This window comes from Lysobacter sp. HA18, assembly GCF_054057595.1.
The window spans coordinates 870,001-890,609 of the sequence record NZ_JBSRZL010000001.1; the positions used below are offsets into that span (position 1 = coordinate 870,001).

A 20,609-nucleotide genomic window follows, 5' to 3' on the forward strand; every position below is an offset into this window, starting at 1 on the left:
AAGGCGGGGCACGTGAAACCCTGTCTGAACATGGGGGGACCATCCTCCAAGGCTAAATACTACTGACCGACCGATAGTGAACCAGTACCGTGAGGGAAAGGCGAAAAGAACCCTGGTGAAGGGAGTGAAATAGATCCTGAAACCGTGTGCGTACAAGCAGTCGGAGCCCGCAAGGGTGACGGCGTACCTTTTGTATAATGGGTCAGCGACTTACTGTTCGTGGCGAGCTTAACCGTATAGGGGAGGCGAAGGGAAACCGAGTCTGATAAGGGCGCATAGTCGCGGGCAGTAGACCCGAAACCGGGTGATCTAGTCATGCCCAGGGTGAAGGTCGGGTAACACCGACTGGAGGCCCGAACCCACTCCCGTTGCAAAGGTAGGGGATGAGGTGTGATTAGGAGTGAAAAGCTAATCGAACCCGGAGATAGCTGGTTCTCCTCGAAAGCTATTTAGGTAGCGCCTCATATGTATCCTCTCGGGGGTAGAGCACTGTTATGGCTAGGGGGTCATTGCGACTTACCAAACCATTGCAAACTCCGAATACCGAGACGGACTGTATGGGAGACACACGGCGGGTGCTAACGTCCGTCGTGAAAAGGGAAACAACCCAGACCCACAGCTAAGGTCCCAAATTCATCGCTAAGTGGAAAACGATGTGGAAAGGCACAGACAGCCAGGAGGTTGGCTTAGAAGCAGCCACCCTTTAAAGAAAGCGTAATAGCTCACTGGTCGAGTCGGTCTGCGCGGAAGATTTAACGGGGCTAAGCGATGAACCGAAGCTTGGGGTGCATACTTCTGTATGCGCGGTAGAGGAGCGTTCCGTAAGCCGTTGAAGGTGACTTGAGAAGGTTGCTGGAGGTATCGGAAGTGCGAATGCTGACATGAGTAACGATAATGCGGGTGAAAACCCCGCACGCCGAAAGCCCAAGGTTTCCTTGCGCAACGTCAATCGGCGCAGGGTGAGTCGGCCCCTAAGGCGAGGCTGAAAAGCGTAGTCGATGGGAAGCTGGTTAATATTCCAGCACCTCGCGTAAGTGCGATGGAGGGACGGAGAAGGTTAGGCAGGCCCGGCGTTGGTTGTCCGGGTGAGAGAGTTGAGGCGGTTCCCTTTGGCAAATCCGGGGGAGCAACGTTGAGACTAAGGACGAGCCCATTAGGGCGAAGCTGCCGATATCACGCTTCCAGGAAAAGCTCCTAAGCTTCAGCTTACGCAGACCGTACCGTAAACCGACACAGGTGGGCAGGATGAGAATTCTAAGGCGCTTGAGAGAACTCGGGTGAAGGAACTAGGCAAAATAGCACCGTAACTTCGGGAGAAGGTGCGCCCTTTTTGGTTAATAGCTGAGAAGGGCCGCAGTGACCAGGCCGCTGCGACTGTTTATCAAAAACACAGCACTCTGCAAACACGAAAGTGGACGTATAGGGTGTGACGCCTGCCCGGTGCTGGAAGGTTAAGTGATGGGGTTAGCCGCAAGGCGAAGCTCTTGATCGAAGCCCCAGTAAACGGCGGCCGTAACTATAACGGTCCTAAGGTAGCGAAATTCCTTGTCGGGTAAGTTCCGACCTGCACGAATGGCGTAACGACAGCGGCGCTGTCTCCACCCGAGACTCAGTGAAATTGAAATCGCTGTGAAGATGCAGCGTTCCCGCGGCAAGACGGAAAGACCCCGTGAACCTTTACTATAGCTTTACACTGAACGTTGAGTTCGTCTGTGTAGGATAGGTGGGAGGCTATGAAACCGAGGCGCTAGCTTCGGTGGAGCCATCCTTGAAATACCACCCTGATGTGCTTGACGTTCTAACCTGGCGCCGTTATCCGGCGCGGGGACCGTGTATGGTGGGTAGTTTGACTGGGGCGGTCTCCTCCCAAAGAGTAACGGAGGAGCACGAAGGTACGCTCAGCGCGGTCGGACATCGCGCACTGTGTGCAAAGGCATAAGCGTGCTTGACTGCAAGATCGACGGATCAAGCAGGTACGAAAGTAGGTCTTAGTGATCCGGTGGTTCTGTATGGAAGGGCCATCGCTCAACGGATAAAAGGTACTCCGGGGATAACAGGCTGATACCGCCCAAGAGTTCATATCGACGGCGGTGTTTGGCACCTCGATGTCGGCTCATCACATCCTGGGGCTGTAGTCGGTCCCAAGGGTATGGCTGTTCGCCATTTAAAGTGGTACGCGAGCTGGGTTCAGAACGTCGTGAGACAGTTCGGTCCCTATCTGTCGTGGGCGTTGGAGATTTGAGAGGGGCTGCTCCTAGTACGAGAGGACCGGAGTGGACGAACCTCTGGTGTTCCGGTTGTCACGCCAGTGGCACTGCCGGGTAGCTATGTTCGGAAGCGATAACCGCTGAAAGCATCTAAGCGGGAAGCGCGCCTCAAGATGAGATCTCCCGGGAGCTTGACTCCCCTAAAGGAACGTTGAAGACTACGACGTTGATAGGCAGGGTGTGTAAGCGCAGCAATGCGTTGAGCTAACCTGTACTAATGATCCGTGCGGCTTGACCATATAACCTCAAGACGCTTTGGGTTAACCAAAGCACCTTACCCTCGTGACACGTCACGACATTCACTGCTCGCTACATCCAACTTATTCCGCTCAGACCGCAAGGTCTGTCCGGTAACCGTCGAGAGCGTGGCGCCGAAAGGCGACCCTCCACCCTCTCCCTGGTGACCATAGCGGTGTGGAACCACCCGATCCCATCCCGAACTCGGAAGTGAAACGCACCCGCGCCGATGGTAGTGTGGCATTTGCCCATGCGAGAGTAGGTCATCGCCAGGGTCTTTATCCCGCAAACCCCCGCCTGTGAAAACAGGCGGGGGTTTGTCTTTGCGCGGGCGGAAATGTTTGCGGCTAAATGTCCGCGGCTAGTTGGGCAGAAGTAATGTCGAGTGTCAGGGCTAGGTAATGCACGACCGCGCCAAAAGTCCATGACTCTGCGACGCCCTAACGAAGGAGCAAACGTCAAGCGTCCGGTCGCGCATTGCGCCTAGGCGCCTAGCGGATATTCGATTTGCTAAGCATTTACTATGCAGTGGCGTTAAAACGGCGCGCTATTTCAACCAGCATCAGGCCGGGACAGGTGCAGCAGCCTGGCCGGGCAAGGTCGAGCTGAGCGTGTCAGATCAGAGGACGCGCGGCGTCTCGCCGCCGATGATGACGATGTCCGCCGCCCGTCGCGCGAACAGCCCGACGCTGACCACACCCGGCGTTTGATTCAGCGCCGTCTCCATTGCGACTGGGTCACAGATGCGAAGGCCGTGCACGTCCAGGATCCAATTGCCGTTGTCGGTCGTGACGCCGTCGCGCCAGACGGGCTGGCCGCCGGTGATCGCGACGATCGCGCGTGCCACGAGGCTGCGTGCCATTGGGATGACTTCGACGGGCAACGGGAAACGCCCGAGCACGTCGACCTGCTTACTCGGGTCGACGATGCAGACGAAGCGGTCGCTCGCCTGGGCGATGATCTTTTCGCGCGTCAGCGCTGCGCCGCCACCCTTGATCAAGCGCTTGGACGGGTCGCATTCGTCCGCGCCGTCGACATAGAGCGCGAGCGGGCCAGTCGCATTGAGATCCAGCACTTCGATGCCGTGGGATCGCAGGCGTTGGGTGCTTTGGTCGGAGCTCGAAACTGCGCCACGGATGCGGTCGGGCTCACGACCCAGCGCGTCGATGAAATAGGCGACGGTCGAGCCGGTGCCGACGCCGACGATCATGCCGTCCTCGACGTAGTCCATCGCCTTTTCGGCGGCCAGGCGTTTCGCTTCGGTCACGGGCTTACTCGAGGGAAAGAAGAAGTTTCCACTGCGCGGCGGAGACCGGCAGGACGGACAGGCGGCTGCCGCGACGGATCAACTCGAATTCCTCGCCGAGTTCTTCGGCGTGCGAGCGAATCTCGTCGAGCGGAATGATTCGCGAGAGCTTGCGCTCGAAGCTCACGTCGACGTTGAACCAGCGGGGTTCTTCCTGCGTGGCCTTCGGATCGAAGTAGTGCGACTTGCGCTCGAATTGCGTCGGGTCGGGATAGGCGTTCGTCGCGACCGTCGCGACTCCGACGATGCCCGGGGGGCTGCAATTCGAGTGATAGAACAGCACGCCATCGCCAACGCGCATGCCGTTGCGCATGAAGTTGCGTGCCTGGTAATTGCGCACGCCCGTCCACGGCTCGGTGCCAACACGCTGAAGATCGTCGATCGAAAAAGCGTCGGGCTCGGACTTCATGAGCCAGTGTCGGCGGCGGGTCGTCATTCGTTCGCCATGTAGGTGTCGGATTCAGTGCAGACGGCATCGAGCGGGACATCCCACTCGGTGGGTGTGAGCGCGTCGACGCGCTGGAGTTCGTAGGCGATGCCGACCAGCAGAGGCCGCGTCGCGCGTTCGCGCAGGCCCGCGAGGCTGCGGTCGTACCAGCCGCCGCCCATGCCGAGGCGGTTGCATGCGGTGTCGAACGCGACCAGCGGCATCGCGATCAGTGCAAGGTCGGCAGGTTCGAGCAGCGACGACGGCGCGACGTCGGGCTCCGGGATGCCGAAACGGTTCGACACCAAAGCGTCGCCACTACGCCACGGCGCGAAACGCAGCCGCGCGTCTTCGCCGAGCACGGGCAGGCAATAGACGCAGTCGGCCGGCAGACCGAGCTGCCACACATGCAATGGCATTTCGCCGTCGACCGCCCAGTAGCCCGCAACGTAACCCGACGACGGATGAGCAGGCAGAGCGCGCAATCGCGCAGCAACCTGCTGCGCCGCGGCGATGCGATGAGCGGGAGAAAGTGCCGCGCGGCGCGAGCGAATGTCGCGCCGGAGACGACGCAGGTCGTCGGTGGCGACGGTCATCGCGCGGCGCCCAGGAGGGCGCGACGCGACGAACGGAAAAGAGTGTCCTCCACCATGCCGATGCGTGCGAAACGACCTTGAACCCTGGGTTCAAGTGGGAACGCTCGGTCACCTTCGGGCTTCCCGCTCGCGGGCGGGCATGCACTCCGGATGACGGTCACGTTCCCGGTGTCGTTTTTAAGGGCCAAGGCGAATGTTTGCACACGCCGTCGCACACAGCAGAGGACGTGCGAGAAGTATACCGCCCGATGTCGTGTGCAACCGGTCATTCGTCGTACCGACTCGGGTGTAATTCAGTCGCGTCGTGAAACGCGGGCGCAGCGCGGAATGACCGTCGCTCAACCGGCCGGAAGATCGAGCAGGTCGTCGAGGCGACGGTTCAGCATGCCGAGGGAATGCGCGATATCGCGCTCGCTGTGCGTGTCCTGCTTCACCTGCAGCAACTCGTGCGCGATGTTCAATGCGGCGAGTACTGCAATACGGTCGACCGCCGCCATCTTGTTGCTGCCACGCACCTCGCGCATCTGCTTGTCGAGCAGTTTCGCGGCTGCGAGCAGGCCTTCACGCTGCTCGGGCGTGCAGCCGACCGTGTACTCACGATCGAGCACACGGATGTTGACCGGCTCTGTCGTCGAGTTCGTGCTCATGTCGCTCACGTGTGCTGCTCGAGCGAACGCAGGCGCGCGATCATCGCTTCGACGCGTACGCGTGCCTGTTCGTTCTTCGCGAGCAGCGACGCGCGTTCTGCGACGAGTTCGTTCTGCTGGTGCCGCAGACTGCGATTCTCGTCCTGCAGTCGACGAAGACGATCGCCGAGTTCGTCGATGCGCCGGGCCAGCCGGTGGATCAGCTCGAGCGTCTGGGGCCTGTCATCCATGCCGCCACGATAGCAGCGCGACCGCCCGAATCAAGGCGCGGGCGGCACGCCGTCTTCCCAGCGCCATTCGCGCATGAAGCGCTCGCAGTCGTCGGGCAGCAGCGGACGCGCGAGCCAGTAGCCCTGGATCTCGTCGCAGCCGTGGCGGCGCAGGAATTCGAGCTGGCCGTCCGTCTCGACACCCTCCGCGACGACGTTAAGGCCCAGCGAATGGCCCATCGCGATGACTGCGCTGGTGATGGCTTCGTCGTCCGGGTCGCGGGTGAGATCGCCGATGAACTCGCGGTCGATCTTGAGCGCATTGATCGGCAGGCGCTTGAGGTAGGCGAACGACGAGTAGCCGGTACCGAAGTCGTCGATCGACATGTGCACGCCAAGGTCGCGAATCGCCTGCAGGGCCGACCACGTTTCCTCCGCCATGATCACGCTCTCGGTGAGCTCGAGTTCCAGGCGGTCCGGCGGCAGGCCGGTGTCGGCAAGCAGGCGTTCGATCACGCCGGCAAGGTGCCCGCGGCGCAACTGCAATGCGGAGACATTGACCGCCATTGCGATGTCGAGGCCATCCGCGCGCCATGCCTGCAACTGTTCGCACGCATTGCGCAGCGCCCATTCGCCGATCTCGAGGATCAGGCCCGATTCCTCAGCGAGCGGGATGAATTGCGCCGGCGACACCGCGCCGAATTCCGACGAATTCCAGCGCAGCAGCGCTTCTACGCCGACGATGCGCTGTTGCGACAGCGACAGCCGTGGCTGGTAGACGAGATGCAGCTCCTCGCGATCGATCACCTTGCGCAGCGCCGCGGACAACGTGGCACGGCGCCGAATGTCCATGTCCATTGCGCCGCTGTAGCGCATGTAGGTGCGGCGGCCGAGCGCCTTCGCCTGGTACATCGCGGTGTCGGCGTGTTTCAGAAGATCTGACGGCGTGTCCGAATCGTCCGGGTACAGCGCGACGCCGATCGACGGCGAGATGATGACGTCGCGCAGGTCGCCGGCGTCGAGAGGTGCTTCGAATGCGGCGAGCAGTTGCCGCGCGACCGTCTCGGCTTCCTCGGCGTCCTCGACGTGTTCCATCACCACGGTGAACTCGTCGCCGCCGAGTCGCGCGACCACATGCCGGCCACCAAGCGCATGACGCAGCCGGCCCGCGGTGGCTCGAAGAATCGCGTCGCCCGCCGCGTGGCCGAGCGAATCGTTGATGTCCTTGAAGCGGTCGAGATCGAGGAATAGCACGGCGATGCGCGTCTCCTGGCGCTTGGCGCGTGCGATCGCACGCGACAGGCGTTCGAGCAGCAACGCGCGATTCGGCAGGCCGGTCAACGTGTCGTAGTTCGCGAGGTAGCGCAGTTCCTGCTCGGCGCGCTTCTGGTCGGTGATGTCGGACAACACTGCAACCCAGTGACCGCGCTGGCCCGCGTTGTCGAGCACCACGCTCGCCTGCAGCCAGCACAGGAACTCGCTGCCGTCCTTGCGACGCTGCCACAGCTCGCCCGACCACCGACCTTCGCGCTGCAATTCATCGCGCATCTGCCGGTAGACGATTTCGTCGTGCTGGCGGCTGTCGATGAGGCTGGTTTTCTGTCCCGCGAGTTCCGCTTCGGTGTAGCCCGTCATGCGGGTGAACGCCGGATTGACCGAGATGAAATTGAACTCGTCGTCGAACACCGCGACGGCTTCCGCCATGCTGCGCAACACTTCGCTGGCGACGCGGCGATCGCGTTCGGCGCGGCGTGTGGAGGTGATGTCGCGCGCAGTGCCGGCGATGCGCAGCGCGCGTCCCGTATCGTCGCGCTCAACCACGCGGCCGCGTGCACGCACCCAGACCCATTCGCCGTTCTCGCCGATCACGCGGTGCTGCGATTGGAACACCGGCAACTCGCCGCGCAGGTGTCGACGCAACTGGCCGAGCACGCGTTCGGCATCGTCGGGATGGATGCGATGCGCCTGTTCCTCGATGGTGTCGACCCCGATGTCCGCTTCGCCGACGTCGCCCACGCGCGCCTGCGTGCGATGCATCAGTTCGCGTTCGAGGTCGTAATCCCAGAACTGTTCGCCCGACGCCCACAACGCGAGCTTGAGGCGCTCCTCGCGTTCGCGGAGATCGGCGAGGTGCACGCTTTCGCGGCGACGACGCTGCACCCACTGCCACGCCGCGAACACCAGCGGTGCGAGCAGCAGGAACGACGCCAACGCGATGACCAGCGGGTGCCGCCACAGCGGACGTGCGACGTCGAGCGGCAGCGTGAGCTCCCCCGGCGACCAGCGTCCGTTGCGGTCGGTGGCCCTGCGCGCGGAACGTGTAGTGCCCCGGCGGCAGATGCGTATAGGTGATCTCGCGCTGCGTGCCGTTGTCGATCCAGTCGGCGTCGAAACCGTCCATGCGATAGCGGTAGCGCGGACGCGTCGATGGTGCGAAGTCGAGCGCGCCGATGCGGAGGCGCACGATGTCCTCGCCCGCGCCGATGTGCAGCGACGTCGGCGGCCATAGCGCGCCTTCCGCGCTTTCGCGATTGCCGACGCGTACGGACAGCAGGCGCAGCGGCGCGGCGTAGGTTGGAGCATCGGGACGGCGCGGGTCGACGAGGTTGATGCCGCGCACACCGCCGAACGCGAGGCGGCCGTCGGCGAGCGTGCCGGACGCGCCGCCGTTGAACTCGAGGTCCTGAAGGCCTTCGCCGAGCCCGAATAGTCGCGCGTCGCCGCGGTCGGGACGGAAGCGCAGCAGGCCGGCGTCGGTGCCCGCCCACAGCGTGCCGGCCGGCGCTTCGCGCAACGAGAAGATGGTGACGGTGCGGCGGTCGGGCAGGGCGGTGTCGAGCGGGCGACGGAAGAGCAGTCCGTTCGCGGTATCCGGCACCGCCTGGCTGAGGCCCGCATGCGTGCCGACCCAGATGCGCCCCGCGGCGTCCTCGTACAACGCGCGCACGACGTTGCTCGGCAGCGAATCCTCGCGATCGGGGTCGTGGCGGTAGTGACGGATTGTGCCGTCGGTTGCGCGCACGTCGAGGCCGTCGCCGGTGCCGAACCACACGCGGCTTGCGTGGTCGACCAGCAGGGCATGCACGTTCGGATGCGAGAGCTGCGCGCCGGGTGCGAGGTGGTCGACCGTTGCGCGCGCGGGGTCGTAGCGATACGCGCCGTCGCCCGACGTTCCGATCCAGATCACGCCGTCGGCACCGCGATAGATCGAGCGTGCGACCAACTGCACGCCGTTCGGCAGAGCGATGCGATGGATGCCCCGGGTCGCGGGATCGAGATCCATCAGCCCATTCGCGGCTGCGAGCAGCAGATGGCCGTCGGGCTGGCGAAGGAACGCGGCGACGCGCGTCGGCCCGCCGGGCAGGCGGTCGGTGATGTCCTGCGGCGTGCGTGTGGCGAAGTCGTAGCGGACCAGGCGGTCGCCGTCGGTGCTGTACCAGAGCGCGCCAGGCGTGCCGATCACCGAGCGCACGCTGTCGTCGGCCGCGGCGTTGACGTCGTTCCGCGGGGTAGTGTCGGTAATGAACGCGAACTCGGCGCCGCGCGGATCGCCCACCGCCGCACCGCGGAACTGCCCGCCCAGCCAGAGCAGCCCGCTGCGATCGACCAGCATCGTGTTGACGCTGTTCTCCGGAAGCGTGCCGGCGACGGAGCGATCCTCGTTGAGCGCGAGCGCCTCGCCGGCGGCGGGGTCGAAACGGCGCAGGCCGTGCGGGTAGACCGACAACCAGAGACGACCATCCGGCGTCTGCACCATGGCGCGGATCTGCGCGGGCTGGTTGTCGGCGGGCCAGACGTGAGTGCGGCCGGCCGGGGTGACGAGGTCGAGGCCGTTGTCGCCGCCGACCCAGATGCGCCCGTCGTGGCCTTCCTGCGCGGCATAGGCGGGCTGCGCGCCGGCCACCGAGATGACCTGCGTGCCGTCGATGCGGAACAGCCCGGCGCCGGTCGCGTACCAGAGATGCCCGGCGCGGTCGCGCACGAGTCGCTGGTTGGGGACGCCGCTCGGCTTGCGAGGCGGCAGGTCCAGCACGCGTCGACGCGTCCCGGTCTTGGTGTCGAGCCGATCCAGACCGCTGACCGTTCCGATCCACAGCGCATCGCGATCGGGCTGCAGCGCGAGCACCTGGCGGTCGTCGCGACGATCGGGCACCACGCCGAGGTAGCGGCGGATCTCCCCGGTGCGCAGGTCGAGCCGCGCCACGTACTGCGAGAACGTGCCGACCCACAGCGCGGGCGACTCGTCGACCGCGAGCGCGGTGACGAAGCTGTCGGGCAGGCTCTTGGGGTCGCGCGGGTCGTGGCGGTAAACGCGATAGCGCTCGCCGTCGTATCGATGCAGGCCGCCCTGCGTGCCGACCCAGACGAAGCCCAGCGGGTCCTGCGCGATCGCGCCGACGGAGTTCTGGGTCAGGCCGCGGTCGCTGCCGATCGGTTCGAAGTAGAACTCGCGCGTCGCCGCGACGGCCGGCCCCTGCGGCACACCCAGCAGCGCAGCGATGAGCAGCGGAGCGAGGAAAGCCCGGAGCCGAACGGTGACAGGCGTGCGCACGGCACTCGCGACCGGGAGGATGAGCCAATGTAGGCGTCGCCAGCGCGCAGCCTCAACCGGCAAACGGGTCGGGGTTGTTACACTCGCGAACCCCGTCGCGCTTTCGTTCGCCCGTGTCCGAATCCGAACTGCCGTCCGTTGCCGACATCGATGCCGAATCCGTTCGCTACGGGCTCGCGACGTCGCCTTTTGAACTTCATGGTGCGCTCTGCGGCTGGCTCGCCGGTGGCGGCCAGAACGACCGCGCCTGGCTCGCGCCCGTCTTCGCCGACCCGCAGCTGCCGGCGCCCGGCGCGGGTTCGCCGCTGGATCGACTCCGCGAAGCGACCGCCGCGCAGCTGGCCGATCGCAGCTTCGAGTTCGAACTGCTGCTGCCCGACTCCGACGCGCCGCTGATCGAGCGCAGCGGTGCGGTATTCGACTGGTGCCGCGGCTTCGTCAGCGCGTTCGGGCTGGCTTCGGGCGCGAAAGCGCCGCTGTCCGACGAAAGCAGCGAAGCGCTCGCCGACCTCGCCAAGCTCGCCGCTGCGCAGCCGCAGGACGAGGGCGACGAAGAGGACGAGGAAGCGCTGGTCGAGATCGAGGAGTTCGTCCGTGTCGCCGCGCTGCTGCTGCATGGCGACTGCGTGCTCGCCCGCGAACACCGCCAGCGCCTGAACTGATCGCGTAGCCATTCGCGCCGCGCTGGACCTACCATCGGCGCGATGGCCAAACCGTCCACTCCCCGTACGACGACGCGAACGCCCGCGTCCCCGTTCGCCCGCCGCCGTCGCCAGCTGATGCGCATGGCGGGCGACGACGCGATCGTGATCGTGCCCGCTGCCGCGGAACGCGTGCGCAGCCGCGACACCCATTTCCCGTACCGGCAGGACTCCGACCTGCTGTACCTCACGGGCTTTCCCGAGCCTGACGCGGTGCTCGCGCTGATTCCGGGCCGCAAGCACGGCGAGGCGATCCTGTTCTGCCGCGAGCGCGATCCCGAGCGCGAAGGCTGGGACGGCCCGCGTTTTGGTCCGGATGGTGCGGTCGACGCATTCGGCCTCGACGACGCGTATCCGGTCACCGATCTCGACGACATCCTGCCGGGCCTGCTCGAAGGCCGGTCGCGCGTGTACTACCACTTCGGTCGCGACGCCGAGTTCGATCTCAAGCTCATCGGCTGGCTCAACCGCGTGCGCGCGCAGGTGCGCAGCGGCGCGCAGCCGCCGCACGAGTTCCTCGAACTCGGCCATCTGCTCGACGAGCTGCGCCTGTTCAAGGACGCCGGCGAATTGAAGCTGATGCAGAAGGCCGCCGATGTCAGCGTCGCCGCGCACCAGGCCGCGATGCGCGCCGCGCGGCCCGGCATCACCGAATACGAACTGCAGGCGGAAGTCGAATACGTTTTTCGTCGCCATGCGGCAGTGCCCGCGTACAACAGCATCGTCGGCGCCGGCGCGAATGCCTGCGTGCTGCACTACAACGCGAATCGTGGGGGTGCGCGCGACGGCGACCTCGTGCTGATCGATGCGGGCGCGGAAGTCGACGGTTATGCCGCGGACATCACGCGTACGTTCCCCGTCAGCGGCCGCTTTACGCCGCCTCAGCGTGCATTGCATGACCTCGTGCGGGACGCGCAGTCCGCCGCGTTAGCGAAAGCAATGCCGGGAGCGCCCTGGGATGCGATTCACGAAGCGGCGGTCGCGACGCTTGCGGAGGGCCTGCTGCGACTCGGGCTGCTCAAAGGCAAGCTCGAGAAAGTGATCGCTGACGGCAGCTACAAGCGCTTCTATCGCCACAAGACCGGCCACTGGCTGGGCCTCGACGTGCACGACGTCGGCGACTACCGCGTCGACGGGCAATCGCGCGTTCTGGAGCCGGGCATGGTGTTCACCATCGAGCCCGGTCTCTACGTTGATGCGGACGACGCGACGGTCGATGCGAAATGGCGTGGCATCGGCATCCGCATCGAAGACGACGTGCTGGTGACGAAGGCCGCACCGCGCGTGCTGACCGATGCGCTTGCACGCTCAGCCGATGAAATCGAAGCCTTCATGGCCGACGCACGCAAGCTCGCCTGATCGCATGGATTTCGCGATCCGCGCCGCGACGGAACACGATCACAACGCGATCCTCGCGCTGGTTCCGCGACTTGCGGCAACCGGAACGCCGGCCGGTCGCGATACCGAACAGGTGCGCAAAGCTGACATTGCCGCCGTTACCGAAGCTCTGCAAGAAACCGACGGGCGCAGCGCATTCTTCGTCGCCGAACTCGATGGCGCGATCGGCGCATTCATCCACGTGCGCCGCATTCGCGACTACTACACGCAGTCGGACATAGCGCATGTGTCCGACGTCGTCGTCGCGCCTCAAGCGGAAGGTCGCGGCATCGGTCGTGCATTGATGGCGACGGCGGAAGACTGGGCGAAGGCGCAGGGCTTCGCGCTGATCCAGCTCTATGTGCTCCCGGAGAACGACGGAGCGCGCCGGCTGTACGAGCGCGTCGGCTATGCGCCGGAGTGGCTGAAGTACGTCAAGCCGCTGGACTGAGCGTCACCAGCTCGCGCCATCGGCGACCAGCGCGCCTGCATGCGCGGCGGCCGATTCGGCGAGCGCCTGCAGGTCGTAACCGCCTTCGAGCATCGACACGATGCGGCCGTCGCAGTGGCGACGCGAAATCTCGCGCAGCTGGCCGGTGATCCACAGGTAGTCGACCGCTTCGAGTTCGAGCTGTGCGAGCGGATCGCGCTGATGCGCGTCGAAACCGGCCGAGATCAGCAGCAGCTGCGGCGCGAACGCATCGACTGCCGGCAGCAGCGTTTCACTCCACGCGCGACGAAAGCCTTCGCTGCTCGTACCCGGCGGCAGCGGTGCGTTGAATATGTTGCCGATGCCGCGCTCATGCGCATGCCCGGTTTCCGGATACAGCGGGAGCTGGTGCGAGCTGCAGAACACGACGCGCGGATCGTTCTCGAAGATCGCCTGTGTGCCGTTGCCGTGGTGCACGTCGAAATCGACGATCGCTACGCGCTCGAGCCCGTACACATCGAGCGCGTGTGCGGCGGCAACCGCGATCGAATCGAAGAAGCAGAAGCCCATCGCGGTGTCGCGCGTGGCGTGGTGGCCGGGCGGTCGCACTGCGCAGAACACGCGACGTGCCTGTCCGCTCATCACCGCATCGACCGCGGCGACGCCCGCACCCGCGGCGCGCAGCGCGGCCTCGGCAGCGCCCGGCGAGAGGAAGGTGTCGGGATCGAGCTGGACCGTGCCTTCCGCGACGGCGTTATCGAGCACCTGCGCAATCAGCGAGTCGTCGTGCACGCGAGCGAGCTGCTCGCGCGTGGCGAGCGGTGCCTCCGCCCAGGGCAGGTCGGGATAGGTGTCGCGGATCGCGTCGACGACGGCCGCGAGCCGCTCGGGACGCTCGGCGTGGCCTGGTGGCGGCACGTGCGCGGCGCAGGCGGGGTGGGTGAGCAGCAGAAGCGGGAGGGTGTCGGCCATCGGCGGATTCTCGCTCGAACGTTCGCGCGCGTCGCGGGCCGTTCAGCCCACGGCTTCGCGAAGCTGGAACACGTTGCCTTCCGGGTCCATCGCATTGCAGGCAACGAAGCCCGGGCCGCTCCAGCGTTCGTCGAACAGCGCGCCGCCCAGGTCAGCCGCCGTGCATGCGGCGGCTTCGAGGCTGGCGACCGTGAAGAAGAACTTGAGCGCCGTGTCAGCGCGACGCTCGGGCGGCGAGGTGATGACGATGTCCGCTGCGTATTCGTCGGGGATACGATGCACCAGCAGTTGCAGGTCGGGCGTATCGAGCACGACGATCTCATCGCGCGCATGCAGCCGCGTCATCCCGAGCAGCCGTTCGTAGAACGACGCGACGCGTTCGAGATCCTTGGCGTAGACGACCAATCCGGCGCGTGCGGGTCCTGCCATGGCGGCGTTCCTCTGAGGAAGACGCGGAGTCGATGCAGCAACGCTCAGCCGTGGCGACGCTCGTGATTCCACAGCACTTCGCCGTGGCCGCTCGCACGCGCGAGAACGCGCGCGAGCACGAACAGCAGGTCGGACAGGCGATTGAGGTAGCGCACCGCTTCCGGCCGCACGGTTTCCACGCGGGCCAGCGCCACGCATTCGCGCTCGGCACGTCGAACGACGGTACGCGCGATATGGCAACGCGCCGCGGCCTCGCCACCGCCGGGCAGGATGAAATCCTTCAGCGGCGGCAGCGGGTCGTTGAAGCGGTCGAGCTCGCGTTCGAGGCGGTCGATGTCGGCATCGAAAATTGCGGCGTGGCCGGGAATGCACAGCTCGCCGCCGAGGTCGAACATCTGGTGCTGGATCGACGTCAGCAGTTGCGCGACGTCGTCGGGCAGTTGCGTAGCAAGCACCAGGCCGATGCAGGAATTCGCCTCGTCCACCGTGCCATACGCATCGACGCGCGGCGAATCCTTGCCCGTGCGCGAACCGTCGCCGAGGCCGGTGGTGCCGTCGTCGCCGGTGCGCGTGTAGATCTTCGAAAGGCGGTTGCCCATCAGCCCGCGGCGAGCGCGCGGTCACGCGACAGCGAGGTCGCGACGACGTGCACCACCGCCGCGCCGGCGACGTACATCGCGGCCGTCTGCATGTACGGGAACAGGTACTGCACGTAGTTCTGCCACCAGCCGGCGAACGACGGCGACGACACCGAAGCGGACACCCAGTAGAAGCTGCCCTGCGCGATCAGCTGGCAGACGATCGACGACGCAACCACCGACACCGCGAGCAGGCCAAGCGAACGCACGTCGGTCGCGACATTGCGACGGCGCAGCCACATGCCGCCCGCCCACATCGCAAAGTATGCCGGCGCCAAGCACCAGTACGCGGCGGACACGCAGTACGCCTGCCAGAAGCTCTGGCCGCTGCGGGTGATCACCGCGTAGTCGACGACGACGGCCAGCGCCATCAGCGCCGGGAACGCCCAGCGCGTCCACGTCGACAGGTAGAAGCCGCCGATGAAGAACACGGCCCACGACGCGTCCGGGATCGGCGCGAAATGATTGATGCGCGTGGCCGCCATCAGCGCGGCGAGCAGCGTGAGGATCAGGGTGCGCTGGGCGGTGGCAGTCATCGGTCGCTCCGGGAAAACGGGGCCGGCGCGGAGCCGGCGAGCCCCGCATTCTAACGGACCCCGCGCGGGCAGGCCGTATCATGGCCGCATGAACGACGCCGCCTTGCGCACGCACGACCTCGTCATCGTCGGAGGCGGCCTGGTCGGCGCGAGCCTCGCCCTCGCGCTCGAGCCTCTGGGCCTCGATGTCGCGCTGGTCGACGCGACGCCGGCCGGCGAAATGCCCGCGGTGTTCGACGAGCGCTCGCTGTCGTTTGCCGAGGCGACCGTCAACGCGCTGGACGCGCTCGGTGTCATGCCGAGGCTGCGCGCGGCCGGCGGCCCGATCCGCCGGATCGTGGTCAGCCGACAGGGCGATTTCGGACAGGCGCGACTCGACGCCGAACGCTACGGACGCACCGCGTTCGGGCAGGTGGTGGTCGCACGCGATTTCGGACATGCGTTGGAAGCGCGATTGGAGACGGTGCGCGGACTCACGCGTTATCGCCCTGCGCGACTGGTGGCGACGTCGCTCGACGGCGCGATGCGTCGCATTACGTTGCAGGGTTCGGATGGCGCGGTCGAACTCGCTGCGCCGCTGGTCGTCGGTTCGGACGGCACCGCGAGCGCGATGCGCGAGGCGCTGGGCATCGGCACGAGGGAAACGGATTACGGCCATGCCCTGTTCGTCGCGCGCCTGCGTACCGAGCGCGCGCCGGATGGCACCGCGTACGAACGACTGACTGACGACGGGCCGACTGCATTGCTGCCGCGTGCCGATCGCCATTACGGGCTCGTGCACGGCGTCGCGCATGACGACGCGGACGCTGTCGAAGCGCTCGACGACGACGCGTTCATCGCCCGCCTGCAGGAGCGCCTGGGCTGGCGCCATGGACGGCTGCTCGGCTGCGGTGCGCGTAGTCGTTACGCGGCGCATCGCGTGATCGCGAACGCTACCGTCGCACAGCGCGCGGTCTTGATCGGCAATGCCGCGCAGACGATCCATCCTCTCGGTGCCCAAGGTTTCAACCTCGGCCTGCGCGACGCGCTCACGCTGGCGGAGGAAGTCGGCGCTGCATTGCGCGACGGCCGCGACGCGATCGGCAACGACGCGCTTCTTCATCGCTACGCCGAGCGTCGCGTCGAGGATCGCCGTCGCACGCTCGCTTTTTCCGACCGGCTGCTGCGCATCGGCACCGCACGCGGCGTGTTCGTGCGACCGCTGCGTTCGCTCGCATTGCTGTCGCTCGATCATCCGTCGTGGCTGCAGGCCTGGCTGGTCGGCGGCGCAATGGGGTACCGCGGCGACGTGCCAGCGCTGTGCCGTGGCAACGACGGACGACGCAGCGCATGAGCCGTCGCGACGTGGTCGACATCGCAGTCGTGGGCGGTGGCGTGGTCGGCGCGGCCGCAGCGCTCGCGTTCGCGCGCGACGGCTGGAGCGTCGCGCTGCTGGAAGCGCGTGAGCCGCCACCGTGGCGGAACGACGAATCCGATCTGCGCGTCTACGCGCTCGCACCGGACGGCATGGCGCTGTTCGACACGCTCGACGTCGGATCGTCGATCCGCGCCGCACGCGCCTATCCGTATCGCGGCATGGATGTATGGGACGCCGCGGGTGGCGGCGCACTGCGTTTCGATGCCGACCGTTTCGCACGTCGCGAGCTCGGCTGGATCGTCGAACACGCGTTGCTCGTCGACCGCCTGTGGAATGCGCTGCAGCGCGAGGACGTGGCGTTGCACGTGCCGGCGTCGGTCGCCGGCTTCGAACAGGACGATGCGCGCGCGACGCTCCGGCTCGAGGACGGCCGTCGCCTGCAGGCGAAGCTGGTCGTCGCTGCCGACGGCGCGGCATCATCCCTGCGTGCCTTGGCAAACATCGACGCGCCGCTGCATGACTACGCGCAGGGCGGGCTCGTCGCCTACGTCGAAACCGAGTTGCCGCTGCATGCGACCTGCTACCAGCGCTTCCTGCCGACCGGCCCGCTCGCATTCCTGCCGGTCGCCGAACATCGCGCGTCGATCGTGTGGTCCGCGCCAATCGATGAGGCGAAGCGATTACGTGATCTCGACGACGATGCACTTGCCGTCGCGCTGACCGATGCATCCGGCGCGCGTCTCGGGAGTGTTCGTCCCGCATCGCCGCGCGCCGTCTTCCCGCTGCGACGCCAGCTCGCCGAACGCTATCGGGAAGGTCGCCTGCTGCTGGTCGGCGACGCCGCACATGTCGTGCATCCGCTGGCGGGGCAGGGCGTGAACCTCGGGCTGCGCGATATCGCGGCGCTGCGTGCGGCATTGCCGCGCACCGGCCGTGATGCGGATCCTGCGACGTCGCGGCTCGCACGATGGGCACGCGAACGACGCAGCGCGAGCGCGCGCGCCGCGTACGCCTTTGAAGCGATCAATCGCGTGTTCTCGAACGATGCCCCGGTGCCAACGATGTTGCGAGGCTCGTTGCTGGGCATCGCGGGTCGCATCCCACCGCTGCAGCACGCGCTGTGGCGCGAGGCTGCGGGCCTCTAACGAAAACGCCCCGCCGAAGCGGGGCGTCGTTCGATCGAACGAAAACCGTTATGGCTTGCGTGCGCCCGCTGCGTCGTATTCCGACTGCGACAGGATGCCGTCGTGGTTGGTGTCGAGCGTGCGGAAGCGCGACTTCAGGCTGGCCTGCGCGCCCGCTTCCTTGCTGCTGATGCGGCCGTCGCCATTGACGTCGAGCATCTGGAACGCCGACGCGGAGCCCACGCCCGACAGCATGTCGTGTACCGGAAGCGAGTTCTTCGCCAGGCCGCCCGCGCTGATCCACGTGCGGAGCTCGTCGGTACCGATGCGCCCGTCGGCATTGGTGTCGATGGTCGCGAAGTCGGTGTTGAGCGTGAGGTTGCCCGCGGCTTCCTCGCGGCTCAGGTAGCCGTCGTGGTTCGCGTCGAGCACTGCCGTGTCGATGCTGAAGCGCGTCGGCGAATGCATGTCGGCGACCGCGCCCGGTGCGGACGTTGCGACCGTCGCGGTGCCGGATGCCATCGGCGAAGGCATCGACGGCGTCGTCGTAGTCACCGGTGCGGGTGGCGTGGCGGCGTCAGTAGCCGCTTGGCTGTTCACGTCGGCCCGCGCGCTCGCTTGTTCGCTCGCACGGGCGGCAACGGTCGCTTCAGCCGCAGTGTCGATCGGCGCAACGCTGGACCCCGCGCCGCTGGCCATACCGGTTGCATCATGCGCAGCCTGCACGGCGTCATTCTTTGCATGTTCGGCTGCTACCGATGCCTGATGCGCTGCCTGCGCCGATGCTGCATCGCCGGTCTGTGCGGCGGTCTTGGCGGCTACCTTGGCGTTGTCGGACGCAGCGCGTGCAGTCTTTGCGGCGTCGTTGGCGCGCTGTGTGGCGGCATCGGCCTGCACAGTGGCGGCCGCGTGGTCTACACGCTGGGCCATCGCCGGACCGGCGAGTCCAAGTGACGCCGCAAGCGCGAGAGTAAGGGTGCTGCTGCGGAGAGTGCTCATGGTCGTGCCCTACGCGGTGGGATCACGACGACGCTAGACGTGCGTTGATCAACTCGACGTCATTTTACCAGCGCGTTGCTGTCGCTTCCTCAGCGGCCGGACAGGGTTGTGTCAGCTGTGTAGACGCGCGAATACCGTGATCTCTTCGCGGTCGTGATAAAGCTGCTTGGCGCGCCATTCGACCGGTCGACCGACCTCGCGTTCGAACAGTTCGAGGCACTGCCGCGTCTCGTCCCAGCGCTTCTTCATCGGCAGCTTGAGGTTGAAAATCGTGCGGCGGCACCAGCCTTCGCGCAGCCACGTGGCCATGCGTTCGGCGACGCGTCGCGGCTGCTCGACCATGTCGCAGACCATCCAGTCGAGCGTGCGTCGCGGTTGCCAGACGAAACCATCCGCGCGCACGTGTTCAACGTAACCGCTGTCGAGAAGGTGCTGCGCTAGCGGGCCGTTGTCGACACTGACCACGCGGACGCCGCTGCGCATCAGCACCCAGCTCCAGCCGCCTGGCGCGGCGCCCAGATCGGCTGCGTGCATGTTGTCGCGCAACCACGCTTCGCGTTCTTCCGCATCGAGCAACGTCAGAAGCGCTTCTTCGAGCTTGAGTGCGGAGCGGCTTGGCGCCTGCGGATTCATGCGCAGGCGGGGGATGCCCATCGGAAAGCTGCTGCGATCCTTCGGCGCGGTCACCGCGAGATGCGCGTGGTCGCCCGACTGGAGCAGCACGTGCAGGTGCGGACGATCGGGCGAATCGATGTGGGTGAGCCAGCCGGCTTCGCGCAGCGCGGGGCGCAGCGCATTGCCGAGGGCGCGCGCGAGTGCGGCCAGCGGCTTGCCTTCGTCGCTGTCGGGATGTTCAACATGCACTTCGCCGAAGTGAAGCTCCGGCGTGCCGAGTGTCGCGGCCATCGCATCGATGATCGCGCCGACGCGATCGGGTTTGACGCCCGGTCGCGCACCCAGCGTCGGCAATTCGGCGAACGCGACGAGCTTCTGTCGCGCGAAGATCAGGTCGCGCAGCGGCAATGCTTCCGACAGCGCTTCGGCATCCTCGCAGACGAAACGGACGAAGCCGGCGCCGCGCTCGGTGCGCGCATAACCCGCGAAGCCGAGCATGCCGGCGCGTTCGCTGAGCTCCGCTGCAAGTTCCGGCTCGAAGCCTGCGCGGCAGTAGCCGAGCAGTGCGGGCTGCGCAATAGCGGTCGTGTTGGAGGCGGCCATGGCGGCGTCAGTAGCGCGCGCCGCCGGACGACGAATAGTGGCGGAGCACGTCGCAGGCGGCGTCGCGCTGCACGTCGCGCAGCACCGCGATGCCGCGGCGTTCGAGTTCACCGACCCAGTCCGCCGGCAGCGGGCCTTCGTCGAATTCCGTCAACGCTTCCACGTCTTCGCTGCGCGCGCCGATCAGAAGCCGATCGATGCCTGCCCAGACCGTCGCGCCGTAGCACTGGCAGCACGGCTGCGCGGATGTCGCGAGCGTGATTGGGCCGACGCGCTGGCCGGTGCCGTTCTCGTTGAGTCGCGGCCGCTGCGTGCGCTGCTGCGCCAGCATGTAGGCCATCGTTTCCGCATGCGCGACCGAACACGTATGCGGCAGCACGCGATTCACGCCAACCGCGATGACGCGATCGTCCGGGCCGAACACAGCGGCACCGAACGGCCCGCCGCTGCGTGCATCGACATTGCGACGCGAGAGTTCGATCGCCAGTGCGACCTTCGCGTCGTCCCCTTCGTAAGCGCGTGCGGTATCCACCGCGTCATGCACCCACGCGGGAAGCGTGAGGTGCACCTGTGCGTACAGCATCATC

At 66.2% G+C, this 20,609-nt stretch carries 19 protein-coding genes, 2 rRNA genes, 1 other RNA gene and 1 pseudogene (1 of these 23 running past the window's edge); 8 read left to right on the forward strand and 15 right to left on the reverse strand.

Annotation, left to right across the window (positions count from 1 at the left end; all coding sequences use genetic code 11):
* Both ACVWWW_RS04305 and rrf read left to right on the forward strand, forming a co-directional pair.
* Nucleotides 1–2,506 (forward strand): 23S ribosomal RNA (locus ACVWWW_RS04305) (it extends 359 nt beyond the left edge of the window).
* A 157-nt stretch (nt 2,507–2,663) separates the two neighbouring features.
* Nucleotides 2,664–2,779: ribosomal RNA gene (rrf, locus tag ACVWWW_RS04310) — 5S ribosomal RNA — on the forward strand.
* Nucleotides 2,780–3,123: 344 nt separating this feature from the next.
* Here the strand turns inward: rrf and rpiA are convergent.
* The 8 genes and pseudogenes from rpiA to ACVWWW_RS04350 form a co-directional block, all read right to left on the reverse strand.
* Nucleotides 3,124–3,771: a ribose-5-phosphate isomerase RpiA gene (rpiA, locus tag ACVWWW_RS04315; RefSeq protein ID WP_027082349.1), complete on the reverse strand. Its 648-nt coding sequence runs from the start codon at nt 3,769–3,771 to the stop codon at nt 3,124–3,126.
* A 4-nt stretch (nt 3,772–3,775) separates the two neighbouring features.
* Complete coding sequence (locus ACVWWW_RS04320) at nt 3,776–4,246, reverse strand: EVE domain-containing protein (RefSeq protein ID WP_027082350.1); 471 nt, start codon at nt 4,244–4,246, stop codon at nt 3,776–3,778.
* Nucleotides 4,243–4,833, reverse strand: a complete 591-nt coding sequence (locus tag ACVWWW_RS04325; protein WP_027082351.1) for a 5-formyltetrahydrofolate cyclo-ligase — start codon at nt 4,831–4,833, stop codon at nt 4,243–4,245. Before ACVWWW_RS04325 ends, ACVWWW_RS04320 begins: the two co-directional genes overlap by 4 nt.
* A 42-nt stretch (nt 4,834–4,875) precedes the next feature.
* A non-coding RNA gene (gene ssrS / locus ACVWWW_RS04330) (6S RNA) lies at nt 4,876–5,061 on the reverse strand.
* Between the two features lie 110 nt (nt 5,062–5,171).
* Nucleotides 5,172–5,480, reverse strand: a complete 309-nt coding sequence (locus ACVWWW_RS04335) for a cell division protein ZapA (RefSeq protein WP_036141718.1) — start codon at nt 5,478–5,480, stop codon at nt 5,172–5,174.
* A gap of 5 nt (nt 5,481–5,485) precedes the next feature.
* A complete protein-coding gene (locus ACVWWW_RS04340; RefSeq protein ID WP_051234900.1) occupies nt 5,486–5,710 on the reverse strand; it encodes a TIGR02449 family protein in 225 nt (74 codons plus the stop codon).
* A gap of 30 nt (nt 5,711–5,740) precedes the next feature.
* Nucleotides 5,741–7,726 carry a putative bifunctional diguanylate cyclase/phosphodiesterase gene (locus ACVWWW_RS04345; protein ID WP_456998640.1) on the reverse strand — a complete coding sequence of 662 codons (1,986 nt, stop codon included), beginning with the start codon at nt 7,724–7,726 and terminating at the stop codon, nt 5,741–5,743.
* 277 nt (nt 7,727–8,003) lie between these two features.
* Nucleotides 8,004–10,241, reverse strand: a pseudogene (locus ACVWWW_RS04350) (ligand-binding sensor domain-containing protein); the annotation flags it as partial.
* A 113-nt stretch (nt 10,242–10,354) separates the two neighbouring features.
* Here ACVWWW_RS04350 and ACVWWW_RS04355 point away from each other — a divergent pair.
* From ACVWWW_RS04355 to ACVWWW_RS04365, 3 genes are read left to right on the forward strand one after another with little or no spacing between them, the layout of a single operon-like run.
* Nucleotides 10,355–10,903: a UPF0149 family protein gene (locus tag ACVWWW_RS04355; protein ID WP_027082354.1), complete on the forward strand. Its 549-nt coding sequence runs from the start codon at nt 10,355–10,357 to the stop codon at nt 10,901–10,903.
* 42 nt (nt 10,904–10,945) lie between these two features.
* Entirely contained in the window at nt 10,946–12,301 is a 1,356-nt protein-coding gene (locus ACVWWW_RS04360; protein WP_036141720.1) for an aminopeptidase P N-terminal domain-containing protein, read from the forward strand.
* 4 nt (nt 12,302–12,305) lie between these two features.
* The gene (locus ACVWWW_RS04365) at nt 12,306–12,770 is read left to right on the forward strand and encodes a GNAT family N-acetyltransferase (protein ID WP_027082356.1); all 465 of its coding nucleotides are present in this window, start codon (nt 12,306–12,308) and stop codon (nt 12,768–12,770) included.
* A gap of 3 nt (nt 12,771–12,773) precedes the next feature.
* On the opposite strand, the gene ACVWWW_RS04370 is transcribed toward ACVWWW_RS04365, so the two are convergent.
* From ACVWWW_RS04370 to ACVWWW_RS04385, 4 genes are read right to left on the reverse strand one after another with little or no spacing between them, the layout of a single operon-like run.
* Nucleotides 12,774–13,721, reverse strand: a complete 948-nt coding sequence (locus ACVWWW_RS04370; protein WP_027082357.1) for a histone deacetylase family protein — start codon at nt 13,719–13,721, stop codon at nt 12,774–12,776.
* A 42-nt stretch (nt 13,722–13,763) separates the two neighbouring features.
* On the reverse strand, nt 13,764–14,150 hold the full coding sequence (locus ACVWWW_RS04375; protein WP_027082358.1) for a VOC family protein: 387 nt from the start codon (nt 14,148–14,150) through the stop codon (nt 13,764–13,766).
* Nucleotides 14,151–14,194: 44 nt separating this feature from the next.
* Entirely contained in the window at nt 14,195–14,749 is a 555-nt protein-coding gene (locus tag ACVWWW_RS04380) for a cob(I)yrinic acid a,c-diamide adenosyltransferase (protein WP_027082359.1), read from the reverse strand.
* Nucleotides 14,749–15,324, reverse strand: coding sequence for a hypothetical protein (locus ACVWWW_RS04385; protein ID WP_027082360.1), 576 nt, complete (start codon nt 15,322–15,324; stop codon nt 14,749–14,751). The genes ACVWWW_RS04380 and ACVWWW_RS04385 overlap by 1 nt, the downstream gene beginning before the upstream one ends.
* A gap of 88 nt (nt 15,325–15,412) precedes the next feature.
* Between ACVWWW_RS04385 and ubiH the strand changes: the two genes are divergently transcribed.
* The gene (gene ubiH / locus ACVWWW_RS04390; RefSeq protein WP_027082361.1) at nt 15,413–16,657 is read left to right on the forward strand and encodes a 2-octaprenyl-6-methoxyphenyl hydroxylase; all 1,245 of its coding nucleotides are present in this window, start codon (nt 15,413–15,415) and stop codon (nt 16,655–16,657) included.
* Nucleotides 16,654–17,826, forward strand: coding sequence for an FAD-dependent oxidoreductase (locus ACVWWW_RS04395; RefSeq protein WP_027082362.1), 1,173 nt, complete (start codon nt 16,654–16,656; stop codon nt 17,824–17,826). The genes ubiH and ACVWWW_RS04395 overlap by 4 nt, the downstream gene beginning before the upstream one ends.
* 48 nt (nt 17,827–17,874) lie before the next feature.
* Here ACVWWW_RS04395 and ACVWWW_RS04400 read toward each other — a convergent pair whose 3' ends face one another.
* Entirely contained in the window at nt 17,875–18,339 is a 465-nt protein-coding gene (locus ACVWWW_RS04400; protein ID WP_196804335.1) for an EF-hand domain-containing protein, read from the reverse strand.
* Between the two features lie 177 nt (nt 18,340–18,516).
* On the opposite strand from ACVWWW_RS04400, the gene ACVWWW_RS04405 reads away from it, so the two are divergent.
* Nucleotides 18,517–18,759 (forward strand): hypothetical protein, encoded by a 243-nt coding sequence (locus tag ACVWWW_RS04405; protein ID WP_196804336.1) that lies wholly within the window; start codon nt 18,517–18,519, stop codon nt 18,757–18,759.
* 156 nt (nt 18,760–18,915) lie between these two features.
* Here ACVWWW_RS04405 and rlmM read toward each other — a convergent pair whose 3' ends face one another.
* Together rlmM and ACVWWW_RS04415 are read right to left on the reverse strand one after the other, a co-directional pair.
* Nucleotides 18,916–20,022, reverse strand: coding sequence for a 23S rRNA (cytidine(2498)-2'-O)-methyltransferase RlmM (rlmM, locus tag ACVWWW_RS04410; protein WP_051234906.1), 1,107 nt, complete (start codon nt 20,020–20,022; stop codon nt 18,916–18,918).
* A 7-nt stretch (nt 20,023–20,029) separates the two neighbouring features.
* Entirely contained in the window at nt 20,030–20,605 is a 576-nt protein-coding gene (locus ACVWWW_RS04415; protein ID WP_027082364.1) for a nucleoside deaminase, read from the reverse strand.
* Nucleotides 20,606–20,609: the final 4 nt, after the last annotated feature.

Coding starts and splice junctions, on each gene's coding strand:
- ACVWWW_RS04320 (WP_027082350.1), bottom strand. CDS start 4,246: ATGACGACCCGCCGCCGACACTGGCTCATGAAGTCCGAGCCCGACGCT.
- ACVWWW_RS04325 (WP_027082351.1), bottom strand. CDS start 4,833: ATGACCGTCGCCACCGACGACCTGCGTCGTCTCCGGCGCGACATTCGC.
- ACVWWW_RS04335 (WP_036141718.1), bottom strand. CDS start 5,480: ATGAGCACGAACTCGACGACAGAGCCGGTCAACATCCGTGTGCTCGAT.
- ACVWWW_RS04340 (WP_051234900.1), bottom strand. CDS start 5,710: ATGGATGACAGGCCCCAGACGCTCGAGCTGATCCACCGGCTGGCCCGG.
- ACVWWW_RS04345 (WP_456998640.1), bottom strand. CDS start 7,726: ATGCATCGCACGCAGGCGCGCGTGGGCGACGTCGGCGAAGCGGACATC.
- ACVWWW_RS04360 (WP_036141720.1), top strand. CDS start 10,946: ATGGCCAAACCGTCCACTCCCCGTACGACGACGCGAACGCCCGCGTCC.
- ACVWWW_RS04365 (WP_027082356.1), top strand. CDS start 12,306: ATGGATTTCGCGATCCGCGCCGCGACGGAACACGATCACAACGCGATC.
- ACVWWW_RS04370 (WP_027082357.1), bottom strand. CDS start 13,721: ATGGCCGACACCCTCCCGCTTCTGCTGCTCACCCACCCCGCCTGCGCC.
- ACVWWW_RS04375 (WP_027082358.1), bottom strand. CDS start 14,150: ATGGCAGGACCCGCACGCGCCGGATTGGTCGTCTACGCCAAGGATCTC.
- ACVWWW_RS04380 (WP_027082359.1), bottom strand. CDS start 14,749: ATGGGCAACCGCCTTTCGAAGATCTACACGCGCACCGGCGACGACGGC.
- ACVWWW_RS04385 (WP_027082360.1), bottom strand. CDS start 15,324: ATGACTGCCACCGCCCAGCGCACCCTGATCCTCACGCTGCTCGCCGCG.
- ubiH (WP_027082361.1), top strand. CDS start 15,413: ATGAACGACGCCGCCTTGCGCACGCACGACCTCGTCATCGTCGGAGGC.
- ACVWWW_RS04395 (WP_027082362.1), top strand. CDS start 16,654: ATGAGCCGTCGCGACGTGGTCGACATCGCAGTCGTGGGCGGTGGCGTG.
- ACVWWW_RS04400 (WP_196804335.1), bottom strand. CDS start 18,339: ATGCCTTCGCCGATGGCATCCGGCACCGCGACGGTCGCAACGTCCGCA.
- ACVWWW_RS04405 (WP_196804336.1), top strand. CDS start 18,517: ATGCGCAGCCTGCACGGCGTCATTCTTTGCATGTTCGGCTGCTACCGA.
- rlmM (WP_051234906.1), bottom strand. CDS start 20,022: ATGGCCGCCTCCAACACGACCGCTATTGCGCAGCCCGCACTGCTCGGC.
- ACVWWW_RS04415 (WP_027082364.1), bottom strand. CDS start 20,605: ATGCTGTACGCACAGGTGCACCTCACGCTTCCCGCGTGGGTGCATGAC.